19 protein-coding genes are annotated in these 19,560 nt (G+C 27.7%); 8 read left to right on the forward strand and 11 right to left on the reverse strand.

All coding sequences use genetic code 11. The features are described from left to right. Positions 1–156 precede the first annotated feature (156 nt). From fliE to E6A48_RS03520, 7 genes are all read right to left on the reverse strand, one after another. A complete protein-coding gene (gene fliE, locus E6A48_RS03490) occupies positions 157–516 on the reverse strand; it encodes a flagellar hook-basal body complex protein FliE (protein WP_013244301.1) in 360 nt (119 codons plus the stop codon). A 20-nt stretch (positions 517–536) separates the two neighbouring features. Next, positions 537–998: a flagellar basal body rod protein FlgC gene (flgC, locus tag E6A48_RS03495; RefSeq protein ID WP_013244300.1), complete on the reverse strand. Its 462-nt coding sequence runs from the start codon at positions 996–998 to the stop codon at positions 537–539. 30 nt (positions 999–1,028) lie between these two features. Beyond that, positions 1,029–1,457: a flagellar basal body rod protein FlgB gene (gene flgB, locus E6A48_RS03500; RefSeq protein ID WP_219708616.1), complete on the reverse strand. Its 429-nt coding sequence runs from the start codon at positions 1,455–1,457 to the stop codon at positions 1,029–1,031. A gap of 308 nt (positions 1,458–1,765) precedes the next feature. Beyond that, the gene (msrA, locus tag E6A48_RS03505; protein ID WP_219708617.1) at positions 1,766–2,389 is read right to left on the reverse strand and encodes a peptide-methionine (S)-S-oxide reductase MsrA; all 624 of its coding nucleotides are present in this window, start codon (positions 2,387–2,389) and stop codon (positions 1,766–1,768) included. Positions 2,390–2,406: 17 nt separating this feature from the next. After that, on the reverse strand, positions 2,407–2,928 hold the full coding sequence (gene msrB, locus E6A48_RS03510; RefSeq protein WP_219708618.1) for a peptide-methionine (R)-S-oxide reductase MsrB: 522 nt from the start codon (positions 2,926–2,928) through the stop codon (positions 2,407–2,409). Positions 2,929–3,009: 81 nt separating this feature from the next. Further along, positions 3,010–3,993, reverse strand: a complete 984-nt coding sequence (locus E6A48_RS03515) for a hypothetical protein (RefSeq protein WP_219708619.1) — start codon at positions 3,991–3,993, stop codon at positions 3,010–3,012. Further along, positions 3,990–5,147: a hypothetical protein gene (locus E6A48_RS03520; protein ID WP_219708620.1), complete on the reverse strand. Its 1,158-nt coding sequence runs from the start codon at positions 5,145–5,147 to the stop codon at positions 3,990–3,992. The genes E6A48_RS03515 and E6A48_RS03520 overlap by 4 nt, the downstream gene beginning before the upstream one ends. A gap of 473 nt (positions 5,148–5,620) precedes the next feature. Between E6A48_RS03520 and E6A48_RS03525 the strand changes: the two genes are divergently transcribed. The 3 genes from E6A48_RS03525 (at position 5,621) to E6A48_RS03535 (ending at position 8,464) form a co-directional block, all read left to right on the forward strand. Next, positions 5,621–6,919 carry an O-acetylhomoserine aminocarboxypropyltransferase/cysteine synthase family protein gene (locus E6A48_RS03525; protein ID WP_219708621.1) on the forward strand — a complete coding sequence of 433 codons (1,299 nt, stop codon included), beginning with the start codon at positions 5,621–5,623 and terminating at the stop codon, positions 6,917–6,919. A gap of 25 nt (positions 6,920–6,944) precedes the next feature. Continuing rightward, on the forward strand, positions 6,945–7,982 hold the full coding sequence (gene metX, locus E6A48_RS03530) for a homoserine O-acetyltransferase MetX (protein WP_219708622.1): 1,038 nt from the start codon (positions 6,945–6,947) through the stop codon (positions 7,980–7,982). 77 nt (positions 7,983–8,059) lie between these two features. Beyond that, positions 8,060–8,464, forward strand: a complete 405-nt coding sequence (locus tag E6A48_RS03535) for a hypothetical protein (protein WP_219708623.1) — start codon at positions 8,060–8,062, stop codon at positions 8,462–8,464. A gap of 100 nt (positions 8,465–8,564) precedes the next feature. Here E6A48_RS03535 and E6A48_RS03540 read toward each other — a convergent pair whose 3' ends face one another. Then, complete coding sequence (locus tag E6A48_RS03540; protein WP_219708624.1) at positions 8,565–9,851, reverse strand: malic enzyme-like NAD(P)-binding protein; 1,287 nt, start codon at positions 9,849–9,851, stop codon at positions 8,565–8,567. Positions 9,852–9,894: 43 nt separating this feature from the next. Then, positions 9,895–11,514 carry a peptide ABC transporter substrate-binding protein gene (locus E6A48_RS03545; RefSeq protein ID WP_219708626.1) on the reverse strand — a complete coding sequence of 540 codons (1,620 nt, stop codon included), beginning with the start codon at positions 11,512–11,514 and terminating at the stop codon, positions 9,895–9,897. Between the two features lie 219 nt (positions 11,515–11,733). Between E6A48_RS03545 and E6A48_RS03550 the strand changes: the two genes are divergently transcribed. From E6A48_RS03550 to E6A48_RS03560, 3 genes are all read left to right on the forward strand, one after another. After that, the gene (locus E6A48_RS03550; RefSeq protein WP_219708627.1) at positions 11,734–12,630 is read left to right on the forward strand and encodes a tetratricopeptide repeat protein; all 897 of its coding nucleotides are present in this window, start codon (positions 11,734–11,736) and stop codon (positions 12,628–12,630) included. Positions 12,631–12,821: 191 nt separating this feature from the next. Then, positions 12,822–13,406, forward strand: coding sequence for a chromate transporter (locus E6A48_RS03555; protein ID WP_219708628.1), 585 nt, complete (start codon positions 12,822–12,824; stop codon positions 13,404–13,406). Between the two features lie 2 nt (positions 13,407–13,408). Then, a complete protein-coding gene (locus E6A48_RS03560; protein WP_219708629.1) occupies positions 13,409–14,002 on the forward strand; it encodes a chromate transporter in 594 nt (197 codons plus the stop codon). Here E6A48_RS03560 and E6A48_RS03565 read toward each other — a convergent pair. Then, the gene (locus E6A48_RS03565) at positions 13,989–15,779 is read right to left on the reverse strand and encodes a glycosyltransferase (protein WP_219708630.1); all 1,791 of its coding nucleotides are present in this window, start codon (positions 15,777–15,779) and stop codon (positions 13,989–13,991) included. The genes E6A48_RS03560 and E6A48_RS03565 overlap by 14 nt on opposite strands. Positions 15,780–15,932: 153 nt before the next feature. Between E6A48_RS03565 and E6A48_RS03570 the strand changes: the two genes are divergently transcribed. Then, complete coding sequence (locus E6A48_RS03570; protein WP_219708631.1) at positions 15,933–16,886, forward strand: ROK family protein; 954 nt, start codon at positions 15,933–15,935, stop codon at positions 16,884–16,886. On the opposite strand, the gene E6A48_RS03575 is transcribed toward E6A48_RS03570, so the two are convergent. Continuing rightward, positions 16,883–17,818, reverse strand: a complete 936-nt coding sequence (locus E6A48_RS03575) for an N-acetylmuramoyl-L-alanine amidase family protein (protein ID WP_219708633.1) — start codon at positions 17,816–17,818, stop codon at positions 16,883–16,885. The genes E6A48_RS03570 and E6A48_RS03575 overlap by 4 nt on opposite strands. 170 nt (positions 17,819–17,988) lie before the next feature. On the opposite strand from E6A48_RS03575, the gene E6A48_RS03580 reads away from it, so the two are divergent. After that, positions 17,989–19,455: a S41 family peptidase gene (locus tag E6A48_RS03580; protein WP_219708634.1), complete on the forward strand. Its 1,467-nt coding sequence runs from the start codon at positions 17,989–17,991 to the stop codon at positions 19,453–19,455. Positions 19,456–19,560 lie beyond the last annotated feature (105 nt).

The following is a 19,560-nucleotide window of genomic DNA, read 5'->3' on the forward strand; positions in this document are numbered from 1 at the left end:
AAGTTATAGTAATATATATTTTATTATTGTTATAAATAGATAAAAATATTAAGTTGGCAAACGCTATGGCGATTAAACCATAAACGCTTGCCCTTAATAACTCTTTTTTGAAGGAGAACTTTTTTTCCATTATTTGTTTAATTAAAAAATCATTTATTATCTATATGAAGTTACTTCCTGATAAGCTCTTACAGCTCTATCAACTACAGCTTTAGTGAAACTGAGTGATAATTCAGCCTCAGCAATAGCGTTCATTACATCAGAAACATCAACTTGATCAGGTCTAATTCCAGCCTGAACTATAATATTATCTTTATCAACTTGCTTCTGATTAACAGATTCTATTGCATCGCTAAGCATAGTGCCGAAATTACTTATTAAATCATTGTTAGAACTTCTTCTCAACATTTGAGCTGGTCCATAATGACGAGGGTCTGTAGTCTTTAATACAAATCCATAATTATCACCAACATTTCCTGTTTTAGAATAAGCACTCATTACACTGTTAATATCCATAAAAATATCCTTATATATAATTAATATCTAATAATATTCAAAGCACTTCCAAACATAGTTTTAGCCGATTGAATCATAGTAGAGTTAGCCTCATAAGCCCTAGAAGCTTCCATCATATCAACCATCTCTGTAACAGGATTAACATTTGGCATCTCTACATATCCAGCCTTCTCACCATATTTTATAGCATCAGGGTGTGAAGGGTCATAAACAAATCTTGTTGCAGTTTCCATATCTTTCTCTATGCTGAATACTCTTACACCTGTACCAACATTAGGCTGCAAAGCTTCTGGTAAAAAAGGACTTCTATATTTATTGCCGTCATCTCTTGGCTTAAATACTACTCTGCTTCTTCTAAAAGCTCCGCCCTCTGTAGTGCGTGTTGTATTAACATTAGCTATGTTGTCTGCTATTACATCAAGTCTTGTTCTTTGTGCAGTTAAACCGCTTCCAGATGTATTAATTATCGAAAATATTCCCATTTACTCACTCCTTAAAATGATTAACAATACTTAAGCATTGCCTATCATTCTTCTAATATCTCTATATTGAGCATTTACTATTTGAGAAAACATTTGATAGCGTAAAGTATTTTTAGCTTCCTCAGCCATTTCTTTATCTATATCAACATTGTTTTTATCGTTTCTGTAGTTGGTATCATAATCTACTGTAATTGTAGGAGATACTTCACTATAATTCATAGGCATATTAAAAGGAAAATGTCTTGGGTCTGTTCTTTTTGCTTCCATGCCGTCATATTTCTCACTGTCTAAAGCTCTTGCTAATTGATATTCAAAAGTAACATCGCTTCTTTTGAAATTTGGTGTAGAAACATTGGCTATATTATCTGCTATTACTTCTGCTCTAAGCCCATAAACATTTAATAGCTTTTTAGCAATAGTCATAGTTTTTGCATATGTTGTATCTGCAAACATACTCATAATTATAATCCTAATAAAATAATACTTATGTTAAGTTTCGGTTTAATAAAAAAAGGCTTTAGTAATTTTTTAGCATTATTTTAATTAAAAATATTTTTAATTTTGTTCAACTTTTCCAATGGCTTGAGGTGTAGACTTTGTCAAAGTTTTAGCCATTCGGGCACGCTTCACGAAAGTGCAAATATTTAAGTTCTTCTCTTACGTTTAGCTAAAGTGTAAGTTAAGAGAATAATACTATTTTATATGTAATATAAATTATTAAATTAAAACAATATAAATATATTTATAAATTCAATTTTTAAACAAACTTAAAATATTTTGTTATAGAAATGGCAATAAGGTATAGAGCCTTTTCTCTCATAATAGTTTTGATGATAAGCTTCTGCTGGATAGAAGTTTTTATACTCTCTTAAAGTTGTTGCCACATCATAATTTTTTTCTGTGAGCATATTTATGTATTTTTGAGCTATTTCTTTTTCTTCTTCTGTTTGATAAAAAATAGCTGATAAATATTGTGAACCTATGTCAGGACCTTGACCATTTTTTTGAGTAAAGTCATGAGTTTCAAAGAATAATTTAACTAGCTCTTCATAAGTAGTTTCATCTGGGTTATATGCAACTCGTACTGTTTCTAAATGTCCTGTAAGACCTGTGCAAACTTCTTGATATGTTGGGTTTATTTTATGTCCTCCTGCATATCCGCTTACAACTTCATATACCCCTTTGCCTTTTTCAAACCAATATTCAGTTCCCCAAAAACAGCCAGAAGAAAAATATGCGTATTTGGCATTGTCTGGAATCATTTTTATTTCCTCCTTATTTTCTTTAATACTTGAAGATTCTTTAATATTCGAAGATTCGCTATTTAATTTTTCATTACATGATATTAAAGAAAATATAGAAATAGCTGCTATTAATGCAATTTTTTTCATATATAGTTTTTACCTCATTATTTGTTTGTACTATCATTAGTTTCTTCAAATTCTGCTTTATTAACAAAATTTAAAGATACAGAATTAATACAATATCTAGTTTGTTTATCAGTAAAGCCTTCATTGTAAAATACATGTCCTAAATGACCTCCGCATTTTGCACAAGTTACTTCTACTCTGCATCCGTCTTTTACTAATTTTATGTTTTCTGCAACCGCATCATCAAAACTAGGCCATCCTGTACCAGAATTAAACTTAGCATCAGATTTAAATAGTAAATTACCGCATAGTTTACAAGTATATACTCCATCAGATTTTACATCTAAAAGATCCCCTGTAAATGGAAACTCTGTACCTTTATTTATTAACACATCATATTCTTTTGATGTTAGTTTTGATGTAGATACTTTTATATCATCTATATTATTATTTGATATATTAGCTTTATTTGTTTGTACTATTATGTTATTTATCTCTTTACCATTACAAGATATAAATATAATAGATATTGTTAAAAGTAATATTATGTATTTATACAAATTAAAACTCCTATTAATTTATTTAAATATAAAAAAATTATACATACTATACAAATATAATAAAAATATAAATATTTACAATTATTTATATAATTTTAGTGGGAAAGTTAATGTTTTTCCGCTTCTTATATCTAATATATTTCCAGTAGTATCTATAATTTTAGTTCCAAACATAGTAGTAAATCTTTTATATTTTATGTTCACAGGAAGTAGCAAATATTCTATATTACCAGTGTCTATATCAATTCGATAAAGTATCATACTTTCTTTAAGATTCTTATCGTTTTCCATATTATCTTTTGATATTGCAGGATTGTCAAAATATATTTTTTTATCTAAATAAAATATTCCGCCATCATATTCACAGCTAAATACAGATGCCAATTCTACTTTCCATACAATTTTTTTATTACTATAGAATGCTATTGATTTATTTGATTCCATTAATACAAAGTCTTTTCCAACAGAATATACACTGCTTATTTTCATATTTGGGTTTTCTAACTGTATTTTACCATCATTTAAAGTAAGTACATTCACTTGATATAATATTTTATTATTTATAGCAGATGGATATGTGAACATTACTCTTTTTTCATCAAAAGCTCCATCAGATATAAATGTATTTTCTTTTAAGCTATATACTATTTTTTTATCTTCTATGTTATATAAAAAAACATTAGTTCTATTAAATTCTTTAGCTCTGCATATTATTAATTTAGGGTTAGCAGTGAAATATGCTTCATAAACATACATTCCAGATAATTCTAAAAATACTTTATTAGTACCTATCTCTATAATTTTTAATGTATTATTTGAACTATTAGTATTATCCACAGATATAGTTATTATTTTTTTACCATCTAAAGATAAATCTAATATAGAATATGATTTTGCATTTTTATGGAATATTCTGCATTTATCAAGACTAAAATCATAGAAGAAACTATTATAAGAACCTTTGAAATATGGGGTAAATATGCCTCTATTATTTTTTTTATCTATATAAATATAATAGTCTTTTTTGTCTGTTTTATTGAAAATAACATTCTGTTTTATTATCATAAGTTCTTATCCTTTTCTTCATTATTAATTCTTACTTCCATAAGCAAATCAATTTTTGCATTGCTTTTATTTTCTAATATAGCATAATTATCATATAATTCTATTACCTTAGCTTTTGTTACTAATGTTTTTTTAGTTTTATAAAATCTATATATATAAAGCATTTCGCTTGTATACCAAAAATCTCCATTAGCATTTTCTCTTGTTTGTTTATAAACAGAAGAAGAATTATTATTATTAATTGTATTATTATTATATTGTTTAGATATATTGCTTTTTTGATTAGTAGTATTATTAATTAATACTTGAGAGTTAGTATTTGTTGTAATATATGAATTAGTATTATTATGCACTACAAAATTATTTGGGTCTATATTATTTGTTAATATTCCATTAGTTAGAGAGCTTTGTTTTCTTTCATTAATTTTATTTATGAGATATTCATTATTAGGAGGTAAGTCTAAATATTTTTCTACACTATATATTCCAAACTCATCTCCTATTTTTATATTATTTCTTTTTCCTAAGTTTATAAATATTTTATTATCTTCTATTCTAGTTACAGTTCCAATTAAAGGCGGAATTTGCAAGAATTCTGATATTTCATTAGCTATATTATTAAAAGCTAAAATACTAGCCCAACCTAATGCACTTTCATAAAATAAAGCATCTTCAGAATTATATACAACACTATTTCCAGGAAGCACATAACTAGCAGAATTAGTAAAAGTTTTAACTATTTTTTCAGTATTTATATCTATAAGATTAACCTTAAACTCTACATTAGCCGTATCTTTTCCACCTTGTTTAAGATTAAAATCAAGAACTTCACCACTAATTAAATAATCAGATTCAAAAGTACCTTTAATGAAATCACTAGCTACAGTTATATTTGTAGATAAAGCTTTATAATCCATAACATTATCATAAGATGCAAAATATGAAATAAGCAAATCATAATCGCTTACATCAAACATATGTGTATTTTTCAAAGATATTTCAAAAGCTCTAGGCATACCATCATCAACCATATATTTTTCTACCCATTCTTTATCTTTGCTTAAAAATGGAAGCACAGTTACTTTTACACTATATAAATTAGAATTAAATAATGTTAATAAAAATAGTAATGAAATAATTTTATATTTGAACATATAATTAATAGTCTTTTCCTATAACTTTATCTTTTTGATTTTTTTCATAACTTGTTATTGTACCTATTGAGATTAAAGCCAATAACAATCCAAAAATAAATATCATTTTTCTTAAAATATTCATTTTTATAATACCTTTTATTTTATTGTTCACTATATTATATATCAAGCATATACCAATTTCAATACTATTATTAAGCTTTTAAAAAATATATAAATAATTTTATAAAAGTTTTAATAATTACTATTGACAATAGTATATTTTTTATATATAACATATTATTAAAATATAAAATTTTAAGGAAATGTAAAATATTTATGAATAATGCAGTTATTATAAACATGCTTTGCCTCATGCAAATGCAAAAAATAATTACGGCTGCATAATAATATTAATTTTGTAAAATTACAGCCGTCAAATTTTTTGGCGGCTTTTTTATTTTTAAATTACAACAAAATATTTAGGAGTTTATATGTCAAGACAATTAAAATTTGAAACTTTATCTGTTCATGCAGGACAAGAGAATAATGATGTGTTTGGAAGCAGAGGTGTACCTATATATAAAACAACATCTTATATGTTTAAAAACTCTAAACATGCTGCTGACTTATTTGATTTAAAAGAGTTAGGCTATATTTACACAAGATTAGGAGACCCTACTACAGACGTATTAGAAAAAAGAATTACAGCAATGGAAAACGGTAAATCTTCTATAGCAGTATCTTCTGGAACAAGTGCTATATTCAATACTATGATTACTATATGCGAGGCAGGCGATGAGATATTATCATCTTATAGTTTATATGGAGGCACATATTCACAATTTGCTGCCATACTTCCAAAATTTGGTATTAACACAAACTTTGTTGATGCAAAAGACCCAAAAAACTTTGAAAAGGCAATTACTAAAAATACAAAGGCAATATATATAGAAACAATATCAAACCCTTCATTAGATTTTACAGATATAGAAGAAGTGGCAAAAATAGCACATAACAACAATATACCATTAATAGTAGACGGTACTTTTACAACACCTTATTTGCTTCAAACAATAAATCATGGAGCTGATATAGTAATTAACTCTCTCACTAAATGGATTGGTGGACATGGAAGCAGTGTTGGAGGGGCAGTTACTGATGCGGGTAGTTTTAATTGGAAAGATGATAAGTTTACATTATTTACTCAGCCTGATGCGAATTATCATGGTTTAAAATGGGCTTATGATTTACCTGAAGAGTTAAGAGATATTGCCTTTACTATGAGATTTAGAACTGTGCCTTTAAGAAACTTAGGGGCTTGTTTGTCTCCTGATAATTCTTGGGTATTTATACAAGGAATGGAGTCATTGCCTTTGAGAATGGATAGGCATTCATTTAATGCTATGAATGTTGCTGAGTTTTTAGAGAAAGATGATAGGGTTGAGTGGGTGAGGTATCCTGGACTTAAAAATGATGCTTCTTACAATATAGCTAAAAAATATTTGAAAGATAATAAGTTTGGGGGAATGGTTGTATTTGGAATAAAGGGCGGATATGATGCTGCTGTTAAGTTTATAGACAATATAAAATTATTTTCTCATCTTGTTAATGTGGGAGATGTTAAGAGTTTGGTTGCACACCCTGCTTCTACAACGCATTCTCAATTATCTGAGGAAGAGTTAATAAATGCAGGTATTACTAAAAACTTTATAAGGCTTTCTATAGGAATAGAGCATATAGATGATATATTATATTATCTTGACGAGGCTTTAACTATAGCGAGTAAATAATAAATAAAAAATAGGGTAGTTATGTATGATAGAATATTTTAATTATAATAAAACTTTTAAATTTGAAAACTCTGCTGCCATAGATAATTTAAAAATAGCATACACTACAAACGGTAAATTAAATGATAAAAAAGATAATGCCATATTAATTTGCCATGCTTTTACAGGGGACAGTGATGTTCTTACTTGGTGGAGCAATTTTGTAGGCAAGAAAAAAGCTATAGATACAGATAAATATTTTGTAATATGTTCAAATGTGCTTGGAGGCTGCTACGGCACTACTGGTCCTTCATCAAAGAAGCCTAATAGTCATCTATGCTATGGCACAGATTTTCCAAGTTTTACTATGAAAGACATTGTAAAGGCTCAAAAATTATTAGTAGATTATTTGAAAATAAATAAGCTTTATGCAGTTGTAGGCGGCTCTATGGGGGGAATGCAGGTTTTACAGTGGAGTGCATCATACCCAAACATGATGAACAAATTAATTATTATAGCAAGCTGTATGACTCATTCACCTATGCAAATAGCTTTTAATGAAATATCAAGACAGGCTATCACAGAAGATTCAGAATGGTATGGAGGCAAATATTACGGCATATCCACTCCAGATAATGGACTTGCTTTGGCTAGAATGCTTGGTCATATCACATATATGAGCGAAGAGTATATGAGAAAAAAATTTGGAAGAAGAAGAAAAAAGGCTATAAAATATTTTACTCCTTCTTTTGAAGTAGAAAATTATTTGCATTACAATGGAGAGAAGTTTAGCGAGAGATTTGATGCTAATAGTTTTTTATATCTTACTAAGGCTATGGATTTATTTGATGTGAGAGATGATATAAAAAAAATAAAGAAGCATTATATAGATAAAGTTCTTGTAATATCATTTGTATCAGATTGGCTTTATCCGAGCTATCAGTCTGAGGATATAGTAAAAGCTTATAGAGAACTTAATATTGATACTGAGTTTCATGAATTAAAATCAAACTATGGTCATGATGCTTTTTTGCTTAAAAATGATGAGCAGACAAAATATATAAAAAACTTTTTAAACTCTTAATAATATTTGTTTTTTAGGGAACTTTTATATTTAATAGCTCGTCTAATAATATATAAATAATATTTGTGGAGATAAATATGAAACAGTTTTTAAGCATTATTTTTATCGTATCAATTTTATCAGTACCAGCTTTTGCTAAGGGTAATAATAATTATTCATCTTATAATAAAGATAATAATTATTATTATTGTGATGGTGAAACTTATAATTATGGATATTTTATTTATAATTCTGCTTCTCTCACTAAAGAGCAATTAGCTGAAATAACAAAATTGAAAACTGAATATCAGCCAAAGATTTCTGAATTAAAACAAAAGATAAATACAGAAAAAACAAAAATGCGTTTAGAAATGCTTAAAGAAAATCCAGACACTGAGATAATTAATAATTCAATGAATTTAAATATTGAATATGCAAAAGAATTACAAAAGGTATCAAATGAGTTTTTAGCAAAATATAGAGCAATAAAAGACAGTAAGTAATTAATAATAAATCAAGGAAGAAATAAAAAAGAGAATTTATAATAAAAATAAATTCTCTTTTTTTATTTGCATTTATTGTAAATTAATAAATATATTTTTATTAATTCCAATATTTTTTCATTCTATCTTTTAGATAAGATTTGTATTTTTCAAAATCATTAATAGGTTCTCTAGCAAGCCCCTCATCACAAGCAGCCTTAGCAACAGCAGGAGATACCCACTCTATAACTCTAGGGTCAAAAGGTTTTGGTACTATATAATTTTTACCAAACTCAAAAGTTTTATTTCCATAAGCTTTGAAAACCTCTTCAGGTACTTTTTCTTTAGCAAGGGCAGCCAAAGCTAATGAAGCAGCCATTTTCATTTTTTCTGATATAGCTTTTGCCTTCACATCTAAAGCACCCCTAAATATAAAAGGAAAACCCAACACATTGTTAATCTGATTAGGATAATCACTCCTTCCTGTAGCCATAATTAAATCATCTCTAACAGCTACCGCCTTTTCGTATTGTATCTCAGGGTTAGGGTTAGCCATAGCAAATATTATAGGGTTTTTAGCCATAGATTTAACCATATCCTCACTAACACAATCAGCAACAGAAAGCCCAGCAAATACATTAGCCCCTTTCATAGCCTCTTCAAGATTTTTTACTTTTAAATCTGTTGCAAACTCTCTTTTCTCTTCTGTAACAGATTCTATTCTATCTTTAGTGATAACCCCTTTACTGTCGCACATAATAATATTTTCTCTAGGCACTCCCAATGCTACAAACATTTTAGCACAAGAAATACCAGCAGAACCAGCACCGTTAAATACTATCTTAGCATTTTTTATGTCTATATTTGCGATTTCTAAAGCATTAATTAAAGCAGCAGAACATATTATAGCAGTACCATGTTGGTCATCATGAAATACAGGTATATCGCATTTTTCTATTAGAGTTTTTTCTATTTTAAAGCATTCAGGAGCTTTTATATCTTCAAGGTTGATTCCTCCAAATGTTGGCTCTAATGCTTTTACTATTTCTATGATTTTATCAGGATTCTTTTCATTTATCTCTATATCAAAAACATCAATATCAGCAAAGCGTTTAAATAATATACCCTTTCCTTCCATAACAGGTTTTGAAGCTAAAGCACCTCTATCACCCAAACCAAGTATTGCAGTGCCATTTGAAATAACAGCTACTAAGTTTCCTTTTGAAGTATATTTGTATGCTTCGTTTGGATTTTCTGCTATTTCAAGTACAGGTTTAGCAACCCCAGGAGTATATGCTAAAGATAAATCATCGGCAGTTTTACAAGGTTTTGTTGCTACAACCTCTATTTTGCCAGCTCTTACTTTTGAATGATATTCTAATGCTTTTGTTTTTAATTCATCTGACATAATATTATTTTCCTTAAATATTATATATTTTAAAAAATTATTATTATCTATTGTTTTTTTTAGTTACTTCTATATAACAATAATTAAATTTATGTCTTCCTAAAGGGCTTAATACCACATTTTTTAATATAGGGTTCACCATAAATAAATCTGTTCTATAATAAAGCGGTATTATAGGCATTTCGTCCATAAGTATAGCCTCAGCTTCTTTCATAGCATTCATTCTAACATCATTATCAGCAGAAGTTTTTGCTATGTTAATAAAATTATCGTAATCAGAATTTGAAAAACCTGTATGATTAATTCCGCTATAGCTAAGCATTATTTCAAGCATAGTCATAGGGTCATTATAATCCCCAGTCCAACCCATTCTAGCCATTTCATAATTTTTATCCACTAAAGTTTGTAATGTAACAGGGAACTCTTCTTGTAATAATTTAATATATACATTTAAATTATCTCTCCACATTTGTTGTATAGTTTCACCAAGTAATACATAAATACCAGGAGATACTTTTAATTCTAAAACAGGGAAATCTTTTCCATTTGGATAACCTGCTTCAGCCATTAATCTTTTTGCTTTTTCAACATTTGCTAAATAAGTTTTGTTGTTTATATATTCTTGATTTTCAACTCTAAATGTAGAATTAGAACCTTTAATAGTAGGCGGTATAAATGCCCCTGCAGGTGTTTGTCCTCCCTTAGTTACATTTAATACTAAATAATTTCTGTCTATTGCCAAAGCTAAAGCCTGTCTTACTCTCTTATCTTTTAAAGCATTATTTGTAATATTTAATTCTATAAAATAAGTTCCAATAGCATTATTTTCAATCAATAAATTATCCGCTTTTAGGGATGCTATTTCTGAAGAAGGCGGCTCTAATGCTGAAAAGTGTATAGAAGAACTTTTAATACCGCTCATAGCTGTATTGGGTTCACTCATCAATACGAAATTTATTTTTTTAGCAACTTGCTCATTTGGATTATAATAATTTTTATTTGCAGAAAATACTATTTTTTCATCTACTAATCTTTCTGTCATAGTGTAAGCACCATTAACTATATAAGTTTCTGGATTTAGAGTCCATTCATCTCCATAAGCACTTATGATATCTTCTCTTAATGGCATAAATATTCCAGTGGAAGCTATAAACTCAAGGAAATATGGTGAAGGATTAGCTAGTGTTACTTCAAATGTATAATCATCTATAGCTTTTACTGCTAATTCATCATAGTTCATAGTGCCTTCATTTATTTCTTTAGCATTTTGTACTATTTCCATCATATATGCATAGTCAGCAGCAACACTAGGATTAACACTTCTCTTCCAAGAATATTCAAAGTCTTTAGCTTTAACATTTGTTCCGTCAGACCATAAAGCATTAGTTCTTAAATGAAATGTATATGTAAGTCCATCATCTGATATATCCCATCTTTCTGCCATACCAGGCTGAACAGTATTATTAGAATCCATTTTAGTTAAGCCTTCAAATGCATGAAGTATATAACAAGATGCAGAACCTAATGAGTTTAATGTTGGGTCTAAAGTTTTTGGCTCTGGTCCCATATTAATAGATATAGCTTCATTTACAATTGAATTTTGTTTTGTACAAGATATAGTATATATAAAAATAAAAAATATAATTAAGGCAAATTTTTTCATTTTTGATGCTCCCAAATATTTTTTACATTATATGATATGTCTATGCAAAGTCAATAAAAAATTCTATAAATAATAATGATAACTAATAAAAAATAATTTGCTTATTTTGTAATTTGTAGAAAAACAATAATTTTAAAATATAAAAAAGTATTATTAAAATTCTAATCTTTTGTTATATATTTCCGAGAATATTACAGAATTATATTTTTGGAGCATAAAATGATGAAAAAAGCTTTAGTAATAGTTTTAAGTTTAATTTTTATAATATCTTGTAATAAAAAAGATGATAATATTCAAAATGATTATCTTAATCAAATAGAAAATGAGTATAATCAAAATACAGGAAGCAACGTAGTATTAGAAACAGATAATACAACAGTTGAAGATACAGGAATATTAACAGATAATCAATATTCTGATATGACAATGAGTAATGATATTTATACTCAAACTCCTATGCAGCCAGCTAATACATATACAACAACAAAACCAAATGCATATGCTATGCCTGGTCCAAGAAAAGCTACTGTAAATAATTTCTATAGCCCTTGGGCAGATACACATAAAACAGACCCTTTAATAATACAAGAAATTAGAGTAATGATAGCAAATAAAGAATATGTTCAAGCTAAAAATTATATAGATAGATTAGATTTCAATAATTTACCTGCTAATGTTGATTTAGGTCAATTATATCAATTTAAAGGAATAGTTCATTATTTCTTATCTAAATCTGATAAATCTAATATTGCTATAGCTAATGATTCATTTAAAATGGTTGCAGCTTCTACAAAAATAGAGAAGTTTAAGCCTTTATCATTATTATGGAATGGTATGTTATATCAAACTTATTCTAATGACCCTAATGAATTGCAAAATGCTGTTTCATTATTTGATAACATTATCAATTCTTATCCTAGAACAAGATTTGCTAATGATGCTATATTCTATAAAGCTTTAACACTTAAAAAAATGGGAAGACCTGCTAATGAATATAATGATTTATTATTATCTGTTAAAAGAGGTGGATTTGCTGATACTTTAGTTTTCTCTCAAAAGGTTAATGATTATGTTCCTGCTAATAGATTAGTTGATGAACAGATGGTTCAGTATTAATTTATAATTAAAAATATAATTTTATAAGATAATGGCAATTTTTAATGATTGCTATTATCTTTTTTTTATTTTTTAGTTTAAAAAAAAATTAATTTTTTATAAAAAATATCTTTATATTTTATTGTTGACAATTTATTTAACTAATATTATCTTATATTGAAATAAATATTAAAAAAATGGGATTATTATATATGCTAGAAGAAGAAAAAAAAGAAGAACAACCGAATAAAATTTCTGCTCTTACAATGTTTATTTCGTTTTTTTATATAGGTCTTGTTACAATAGGAGGCGGATTAGCTATGCTCCCTATTATGCAAGAGGAGTTTGTCGATAAGAGGAAGTTTTTAACAAAGGCTGAGATAGTGGATGTATTTGCATTGGCACAGAGTATACCTGGTGTTATAGCAGTTAATACTTCGCTTCTTACTGGTTTTAAGATAGCAGGTATTTTTGGCGGTATAATGGCTGGTATTGGGGTAATGATGCCTTCTTTTATTATTATACTTATAATAGCTCCTATATTTGAAAGAGTACAAAACTTAGAGTATGTAAATAAAGCTTTTTTAGGTATAAAGGGGGCAATAGCTGCTTTAATACTTCTTTCTGCTTATGATATGGGAAAGAGTGTTTTAAAAAATAAATTTACTGCTATACTTTTTATATTAAGTTTTATTTTAGTTGTATTTCTTAATTTTAATGTTATATATACTTTACTTATTTCTGCTTTTTTGGGTTGGGTTTATTATTTAATTAGCAAAAAGTTTATTAGGAATTAATAATGATATATTTTAGATTATTTTATATATTTGCAAAGCTTGGAATTTTTACTTATGGTGGTGGGTATGCTATTATAGCATTGCTCTTAGGAATATTAGAAGGATATGGTTGGATTACTGCAAGCGAGTTTTCTAATCTTGTTGCTATATCTCAAATTACTCCTGGTCCTATAGCTATCAATGCTGCTACTTTTGTAGGTTATAAAGTTGCGGGTGTATTAGGGTCTTCCGTTGCTACATTTGGGATATTTTTACCTGCTTTTATAATATGCATGATTGTATCTAAGTTTTTCTATAGTCTAAAAAATAATGAGCAGTTTAATAGTATAATGAATGGACTTAGGGTATGTGCTGTTGCTTTGATAGTTTCTGCTGTTATTACTTTTTGTAAAGATGCTTTTTTTGTAAAATTAACTGATTCGTCTATACTTAATAATGTGGCATTTATAAAAAATATTTTTAATTATATAAGTCCAATAGGTTTATTTATATTTGCTTTATCTATCTTTTTGAAAAAAATAAGGGTAGCAGGAAGAAAAATACCTATTATAGCTATAATATTAATAGCAGCTGTAATTGGAGTTATTTTTTACTAATAAAACCTTGTACAAAACCTTTTATAAAGAAAAGTCCATAAGTAAGATGTGATAAAAATATTCCTATAGCTTTGCAAAAACCTTTTGTAATAGAGAGTGTACTAATCCAAGTTCCAATCAAACATAATGCATAAAAACTATGTGGAAATAATAGTAAAGCAAGAAATATATTTTTATTAATTGCTGGTATTAAATTATTTAAAACTTGAGGCAAATTAAAATATAATGCAATTGGTAGAAAAATAGTATAGATTAAGAATATTGACGGTATAAAGTATGATAAAGCTAATGAGTTTCCGCCGAATCTTTTTACAAAATATCCTCTATGCCATGCATAATTTTTTAATTGTTTGAAATGTCCAAAAAATAAATCTCTTCTATGATGATAAACCAATACCTCTGGTGTATATAATATTTTTTCTTTTTGTTTCATGATGTTATTGCAAAGGATAGTATCTTCACCAGGCCAATATTCGCTGTCAAAGCCTCCAGCTCTGTCATAAAGTTCCCTTGTGATTATAAAATTACAGCTTGGATAATCATTAACATATTGAACTTTATCTGGTACATATCTTGCTTTATGTTTTCCGCTCATAAGTGTTGAACTATAAATAAGCCCACTAATTTGTTTTGAGAAATTATCTTTTGGTGTGTTAATAGCTGGTCCTCCAAGGGCATAAACTTTTTTACTCTCCATTGCTCTTAATGCATTCAAAAGCCAATCTTTCTCTGGATATGTATCATCATCTAAAAATGCTAATATGCTTCCTTTAGAGTTTTTTACCCCAATAGCTCTTTTTATAGCTGGAGGAAGCTCTCCTGTTTCTACTATTTTTATTCTTTTGTCTTTAAAAAGTTTTATATCAATTTCTTCGTTTGTGTATTTGTCTGGAAGTATTATCAATTCAAAGTTTGTGTATATTTGTTCAAGTAAATATTCAGTTTCTTCTTTTATGTAATCATTAATTTTTTTTAATGGTATGATAATACTTACCAATGGTTTTTCTTTTAATTCTGAAAACAAATCATCATAAAAATGAACAATATTGAGTCTGTAAAATATTGCTAAAGTGTCAATGAATGTTCTCCACAATATAGGAAATCTAATAAAACCAAAATGTCTATTTGGGTTTACTATTACAGGAGCAGAAACTATTTTTTTATTGTTAGAATTGCAAGCAACTAATACTTCCAAATCATAAGCAAATGCTTTAACTAGTATTCTAGGAAAAATATTTATTATAGCATCTCTTTTAAAAAGTTTTAATCCTGTTTGAGTGTCTTGTATTGGAAGATGAAAAAATATTTTTACAAACATAAAATAAATAAAAGAAATAAGTTTGCGTATATTAGAATAATTAACTATAGAATCTTTATGTCTTTTAGAGCCTATAACAACATCAGCATTTTCTTTTTGCATAATATTAAAAAAGTTTTCTAATTGTGAAGGGTCTATTTCCATATCCCCATCGCAAAATATTATATATTCTCCGTTAGAAACTTCGCACGCTCTTTTTAATGCATGCCCTTTTCCTTGATTTTCTTTTGCATAAACTCCTATTATGTTTTTTAGATTTGTGTTTTTATTTTGAAAGTTTAAGCATATTTTTTTTATTTCTTCTTTTGAATTATCACTACTTCCGTCATCAGAAATAATTATCTCGAAGTTCATCAAAAATGGAGAAACTTTGTCTATTAATATATTTATATTTTTTTCTATAGTGCTTTCTATATTATATACAGGTACTAATATTGATACTAATTCATTTATTTTCATAGGAATACTTTAAAATATTTTTTATTTATTATGTTTATTATAATTGATAATTCATAAAATTGAAATAGATATATTATTATTAATTATTAATCATTGACAATTTTTTATCTTAATACTAAAATAAGATTATAAAATTATGGAGGCATATAAATAATGAAAGATGCTGTTATTGCTTTAGATATAGGAGGCACTTCTATAAAGGGTGCTATAATTAATGAAGAGGGAAATATCTTATATAAAGATAATTTCAATATAGAAGCTAATTTTACCTCTGAAGAGCATAAGACAAATATATCAAATATAATAAAAAAACTTTTAGAGAATATGCCTTCAGAATATAATGCTATAGGAATTGGTTTAGATTGTCCTGGAGTTATGAACTCTGAAACTCTTCATATGGGGGGAGCGGAAAATGTTCCTGGTTTGCATGGTATTAAGTTTTCTGATATAGGTGATTTATTTGACTTACCTGTAAAAACTGCAAATGATGCAAGTATGGCAGCATTAGGTGAGGCTAAATATGGAAGTGGTAAAGATAAAGAATATAAATCCGTTATGTTTGTTACACTTGGCACTGGTGTAGGCGGTGGATTTGTACTTAATGGAAAATTATTTACTGGTTCTTTAGGTGGAGCAGGTGAGATTGGACATGTATTTGTAGTTCCTGATGGTGATAAATGTAATTGTGGTTCAAGTGGTTGTATAGAACGTTATGCTTCTGCTACTGGTTTTATTGCTATGGCTAAGCAAAAGATTCATAAAAATGTTGTTCCTACTACTTTAACTTATGAAGAATTAGAAAAAGGTAAAGCTAAGGCTATATTTGATGCGGCTAAAAAAGGAGATGCTCTTGCTAAAGAAACTATTGCAGAGTGTTCTTATTATTTAGGTATGTCTATAGCACAGGCTTTGAATATGCTTGATTTGGATTTAGTCCTCATAGGCGGTGGGCTTTGTAAAGATTTTGATATGATGATAGAGCATATTAAAAGAGGCGTTAATAATTATGGTCTTAGAATGATGGTAAGAAATCTTGAAATAAAACCTGCTTCTTTAGGAAATGATGCGGGTGTATTAGGCTGTGCTGCTATGTTTTTTAAAAATTAATTGCAGTATACATCTACTAAAGCTTTATATATTTTATCTGATATATTGCTTAATTCTTTGGTGCTTCCTAGTCTCCAATCATGCATAAATCCAGATTCTACCATAACTGAAGGTATATCTTTTTTGAATGTTTGTTTATTGTACTCATATTCAAAACTATCACCCAATAGAACTAAACCTCTTAAAGCAATTCCTTTATTTAATAAATCTTCTTTATTATAAAATTTCCATACATTATCTGGAAGTATATTATCTGTTGCTATAACAGGAGATATTTTATAACTTTCCTGCATTCTTTCAGATATTTTGTTTGCTATTTTCATAGAAGTTTGAAACTCGCCATTATATGGACTTACTATAATATGAAATCCTTCTGTTTTTTCTCTTAGTTTTACGTATGGCATATAATCAAAATGCAAACTTATTAAAGCATCAAAATTATTATCTATGGCATAATGTCTAATAGCATATATTTCCATAGTTTGATATCTTGTTAAATTTCCTGTTCTTTCAGTTTTTTCTAATTCTGTGTTGTATATACCTAATAGTTTTTGATAATTATTTGTTATATATTCTTTTATAGGTTTATCATAATAGGCACCTGTTCTGCTTAAAGTGTATTCAAATCTATCATCTTTATCGAGTATTGCTGTAAGTTGTTTTGCAAGCCTTAAAGTCATATAATATTCATAACCCAAAAATCCAACAGCACCTTTTGTGGCAGCATTATGACCTGGGTCTATTAATATTCTAATTTTTTTATTTTCTTTTTTATTGCTTGTATAATTGATTTGATTAGTATTATTGATTTTTTCATAGTTTATATCTTTACTAATATTATCATTTGCTGTTATCATTAAAGAAGAAAATGATATTATAATTAATACAATAATAACTGTAGAAAAAATTATAAAACGGTTTTTATTTTCCATACTACTTTAAGTATCGGATTTTTTATTATAAATTTTATTTGCTTAAATATATAAATAATATTAATATATATATTCTTTTTTTTACATTTATGTTATAATATCAATTATTATTGTATAGAAAAAATAGAAATAAATCATTTTATATTTAATTAGAATAGAGGTTACAAAATATGATGAAAAACAAAGAGCGAGCATTATGGATATTTCTTTTAATATTTGTTTTAGCTATATCATTTTTTAATTTTAAGAGTCCTTCAATAGCGATAGCACAGCAAGGTATGGCTCAATCGGATAATGATTTTTATTATTATAGCAGATTATTTCAAAAAGTTTTTGCTACATTACAGCAGAACTTTGTTGATACAAATAATGTTACTACCAAAAAACTTATGTATGGTGCTATTAAAGGTATGCTTGAGGCTACCGATGACCCATTTACATTTTTGCTTGATGAAAAACTAAATGAGGCACTTAGTACAGAGATGTCTGGAAAATACGGCGGAGTTGGATTATCTATATCAAAACAGCCAGATAGAGGTCTTTTGGTTGTTGCTCCTATAGAAGATGGTCCTGGTGAAAAGGCTGGAATATTACCTGGAGATATTATTATAGAAATAAATGGTGAAAGCACTAAAGATATGTCTGTAGATAATGCTGCTAATATCATGCGTGGTAAAGCAGGCACTAAAGTAAAATTAAAAATAGCAAGACAGGGCGTAGTTGAGCCTATAGAATATACTTTAACTAGAGCCATAGTTGAGATAAAAAGTGTAAAATATAAAATGTTAGAAGACAGCACTATAGGATATATTAGAATAACAAACTTTGGCGATGATACTTCAAAAGAATTAGATACTGCTTTAGTTGATCTTAAAAAGAAAGGTATGACAAAGCTTATTTTGGATTTGAGAAATAACCCAGGCGGAAGATTAGATACTGCTATTAATATAGTAGAAGAGTTCTTATCTGATGGTAAGATAGTTTATACAAGAGGAAGAACTAAAAACGAAAACCAAGACTATTATGCTACTGTAAAAGGCGATCAATGGGTAGATGGTGATATGTTAGTTCTTGTTAATCAATATAGTGCTTCTGCATCAGAGATTTTAGCTGGAGCTTTACAGGATAATAATAGAGCAAAACTATTAGGTGAAACTACATTTGGTAAATTTAGTGTTCAGTATGTACTTCCTTTAGATGTAAAAGATAATACTGCATTTAAGTTTACAGTAGCACATTATTATACACCTAATGGCAGAAGACTTCATGGTAAAGGATTAACTCCAGATTTTGTTGTTGTTGAGCCTAAATTAAGTAATACAGATGTAATAGCATTAACAGAGCTTAGAAAAGGCGGACAGATTGCAGAATATGTGAAAAAATATCCAAAAGAAGAGGCAGATAAAAATGCTTTACCTCAATTTAAAGAGGAGCTTAAAAATCAGAATATAATTGCTAGCGATTATTTGCTTGAGAGATTAATATATAATGAACGTAATTTAGGCAACTATAATGAGATAATTGACCTTAAATATGATAAACAGCTTAAATCTGCTATTGATTATTTAAATACAGGCAAACAGCCTCCTCAAGATAAAGAAGAACCAAGAGAAAATTGGTCTAATGAAAAAGAATAATTAAGTAGAAAATTTTAAGGTATATGCAAATATAATTTTTGTATATACCTTTTAAATTTTTTATTTACTTAAATTTAAGTAATAAATACCGTTACTTATAAATAA

It is taken from the genome of Brachyspira pilosicoli (assembly GCF_019402445.1).
GTDB lineage: Bacteria > Spirochaetota > Brachyspiria > Brachyspirales > Brachyspiraceae > Brachyspira > Brachyspira pilosicoli_B.

Coding starts and splice junctions, on each gene's coding strand:
- E6A48_RS03560 (WP_219708629.1), top strand. CDS start 13,409: ATGATATATTTTAGATTATTTTATATATTTGCAAAGCTTGGAATTTTT.
- E6A48_RS03550 (WP_219708627.1), top strand. CDS start 11,734: ATGATGAAAAAAGCTTTAGTAATAGTTTTAAGTTTAATTTTTATAATA.
- E6A48_RS03520 (WP_219708620.1), bottom strand. CDS start 5,147: ATGTTCAAATATAAAATTATTTCATTACTATTTTTATTAACATTATTT.
- E6A48_RS03580 (WP_219708634.1), top strand. CDS start 17,989: ATGATGAAAAACAAAGAGCGAGCATTATGGATATTTCTTTTAATATTT.
- E6A48_RS03565 (WP_219708630.1), bottom strand. CDS start 15,779: ATGAAAATAAATGAATTAGTATCAATATTAGTACCTGTATATAATATA.
- E6A48_RS03525 (WP_219708621.1), top strand. CDS start 5,621: ATGTCAAGACAATTAAAATTTGAAACTTTATCTGTTCATGCAGGACAA.
- E6A48_RS03535 (WP_219708623.1), top strand. CDS start 8,060: ATGAAACAGTTTTTAAGCATTATTTTTATCGTATCAATTTTATCAGTA.
- E6A48_RS03545 (WP_219708626.1), bottom strand. CDS start 11,514: ATGAAAAAATTTGCCTTAATTATATTTTTTATTTTTATATATACTATA.
- E6A48_RS03575 (WP_219708633.1), bottom strand. CDS start 17,818: ATGGAAAATAAAAACCGTTTTATAATTTTTTCTACAGTTATTATTGTA.
- metX (WP_219708622.1), top strand. CDS start 6,945: ATGATAGAATATTTTAATTATAATAAAACTTTTAAATTTGAAAACTCT.
- E6A48_RS03540 (WP_219708624.1), bottom strand. CDS start 9,851: ATGTCAGATGAATTAAAAACAAAAGCATTAGAATATCATTCAAAAGTA.
- msrA (WP_219708617.1), bottom strand. CDS start 2,389: ATGAAAAAAATTGCATTAATAGCAGCTATTTCTATATTTTCTTTAATA.
- flgC (WP_013244300.1), bottom strand. CDS start 998: ATGGGAATATTTTCGATAATTAATACATCTGGAAGCGGTTTAACTGCA.
- flgB (WP_219708616.1), bottom strand. CDS start 1,457: ATGAGTATGTTTGCAGATACAACATATGCAAAAACTATGACTATTGCT.
- E6A48_RS03555 (WP_219708628.1), top strand. CDS start 12,822: ATGCTAGAAGAAGAAAAAAAAGAAGAACAACCGAATAAAATTTCTGCT.
- E6A48_RS03570 (WP_219708631.1), top strand. CDS start 15,933: ATGAAAGATGCTGTTATTGCTTTAGATATAGGAGGCACTTCTATAAAG.
- E6A48_RS03515 (WP_219708619.1), bottom strand. CDS start 3,993: ATGATAATAAAACAGAATGTTATTTTCAATAAAACAGACAAAAAAGAC.
- fliE (WP_013244301.1), bottom strand. CDS start 516: ATGGATATTAACAGTGTAATGAGTGCTTATTCTAAAACAGGAAATGTT.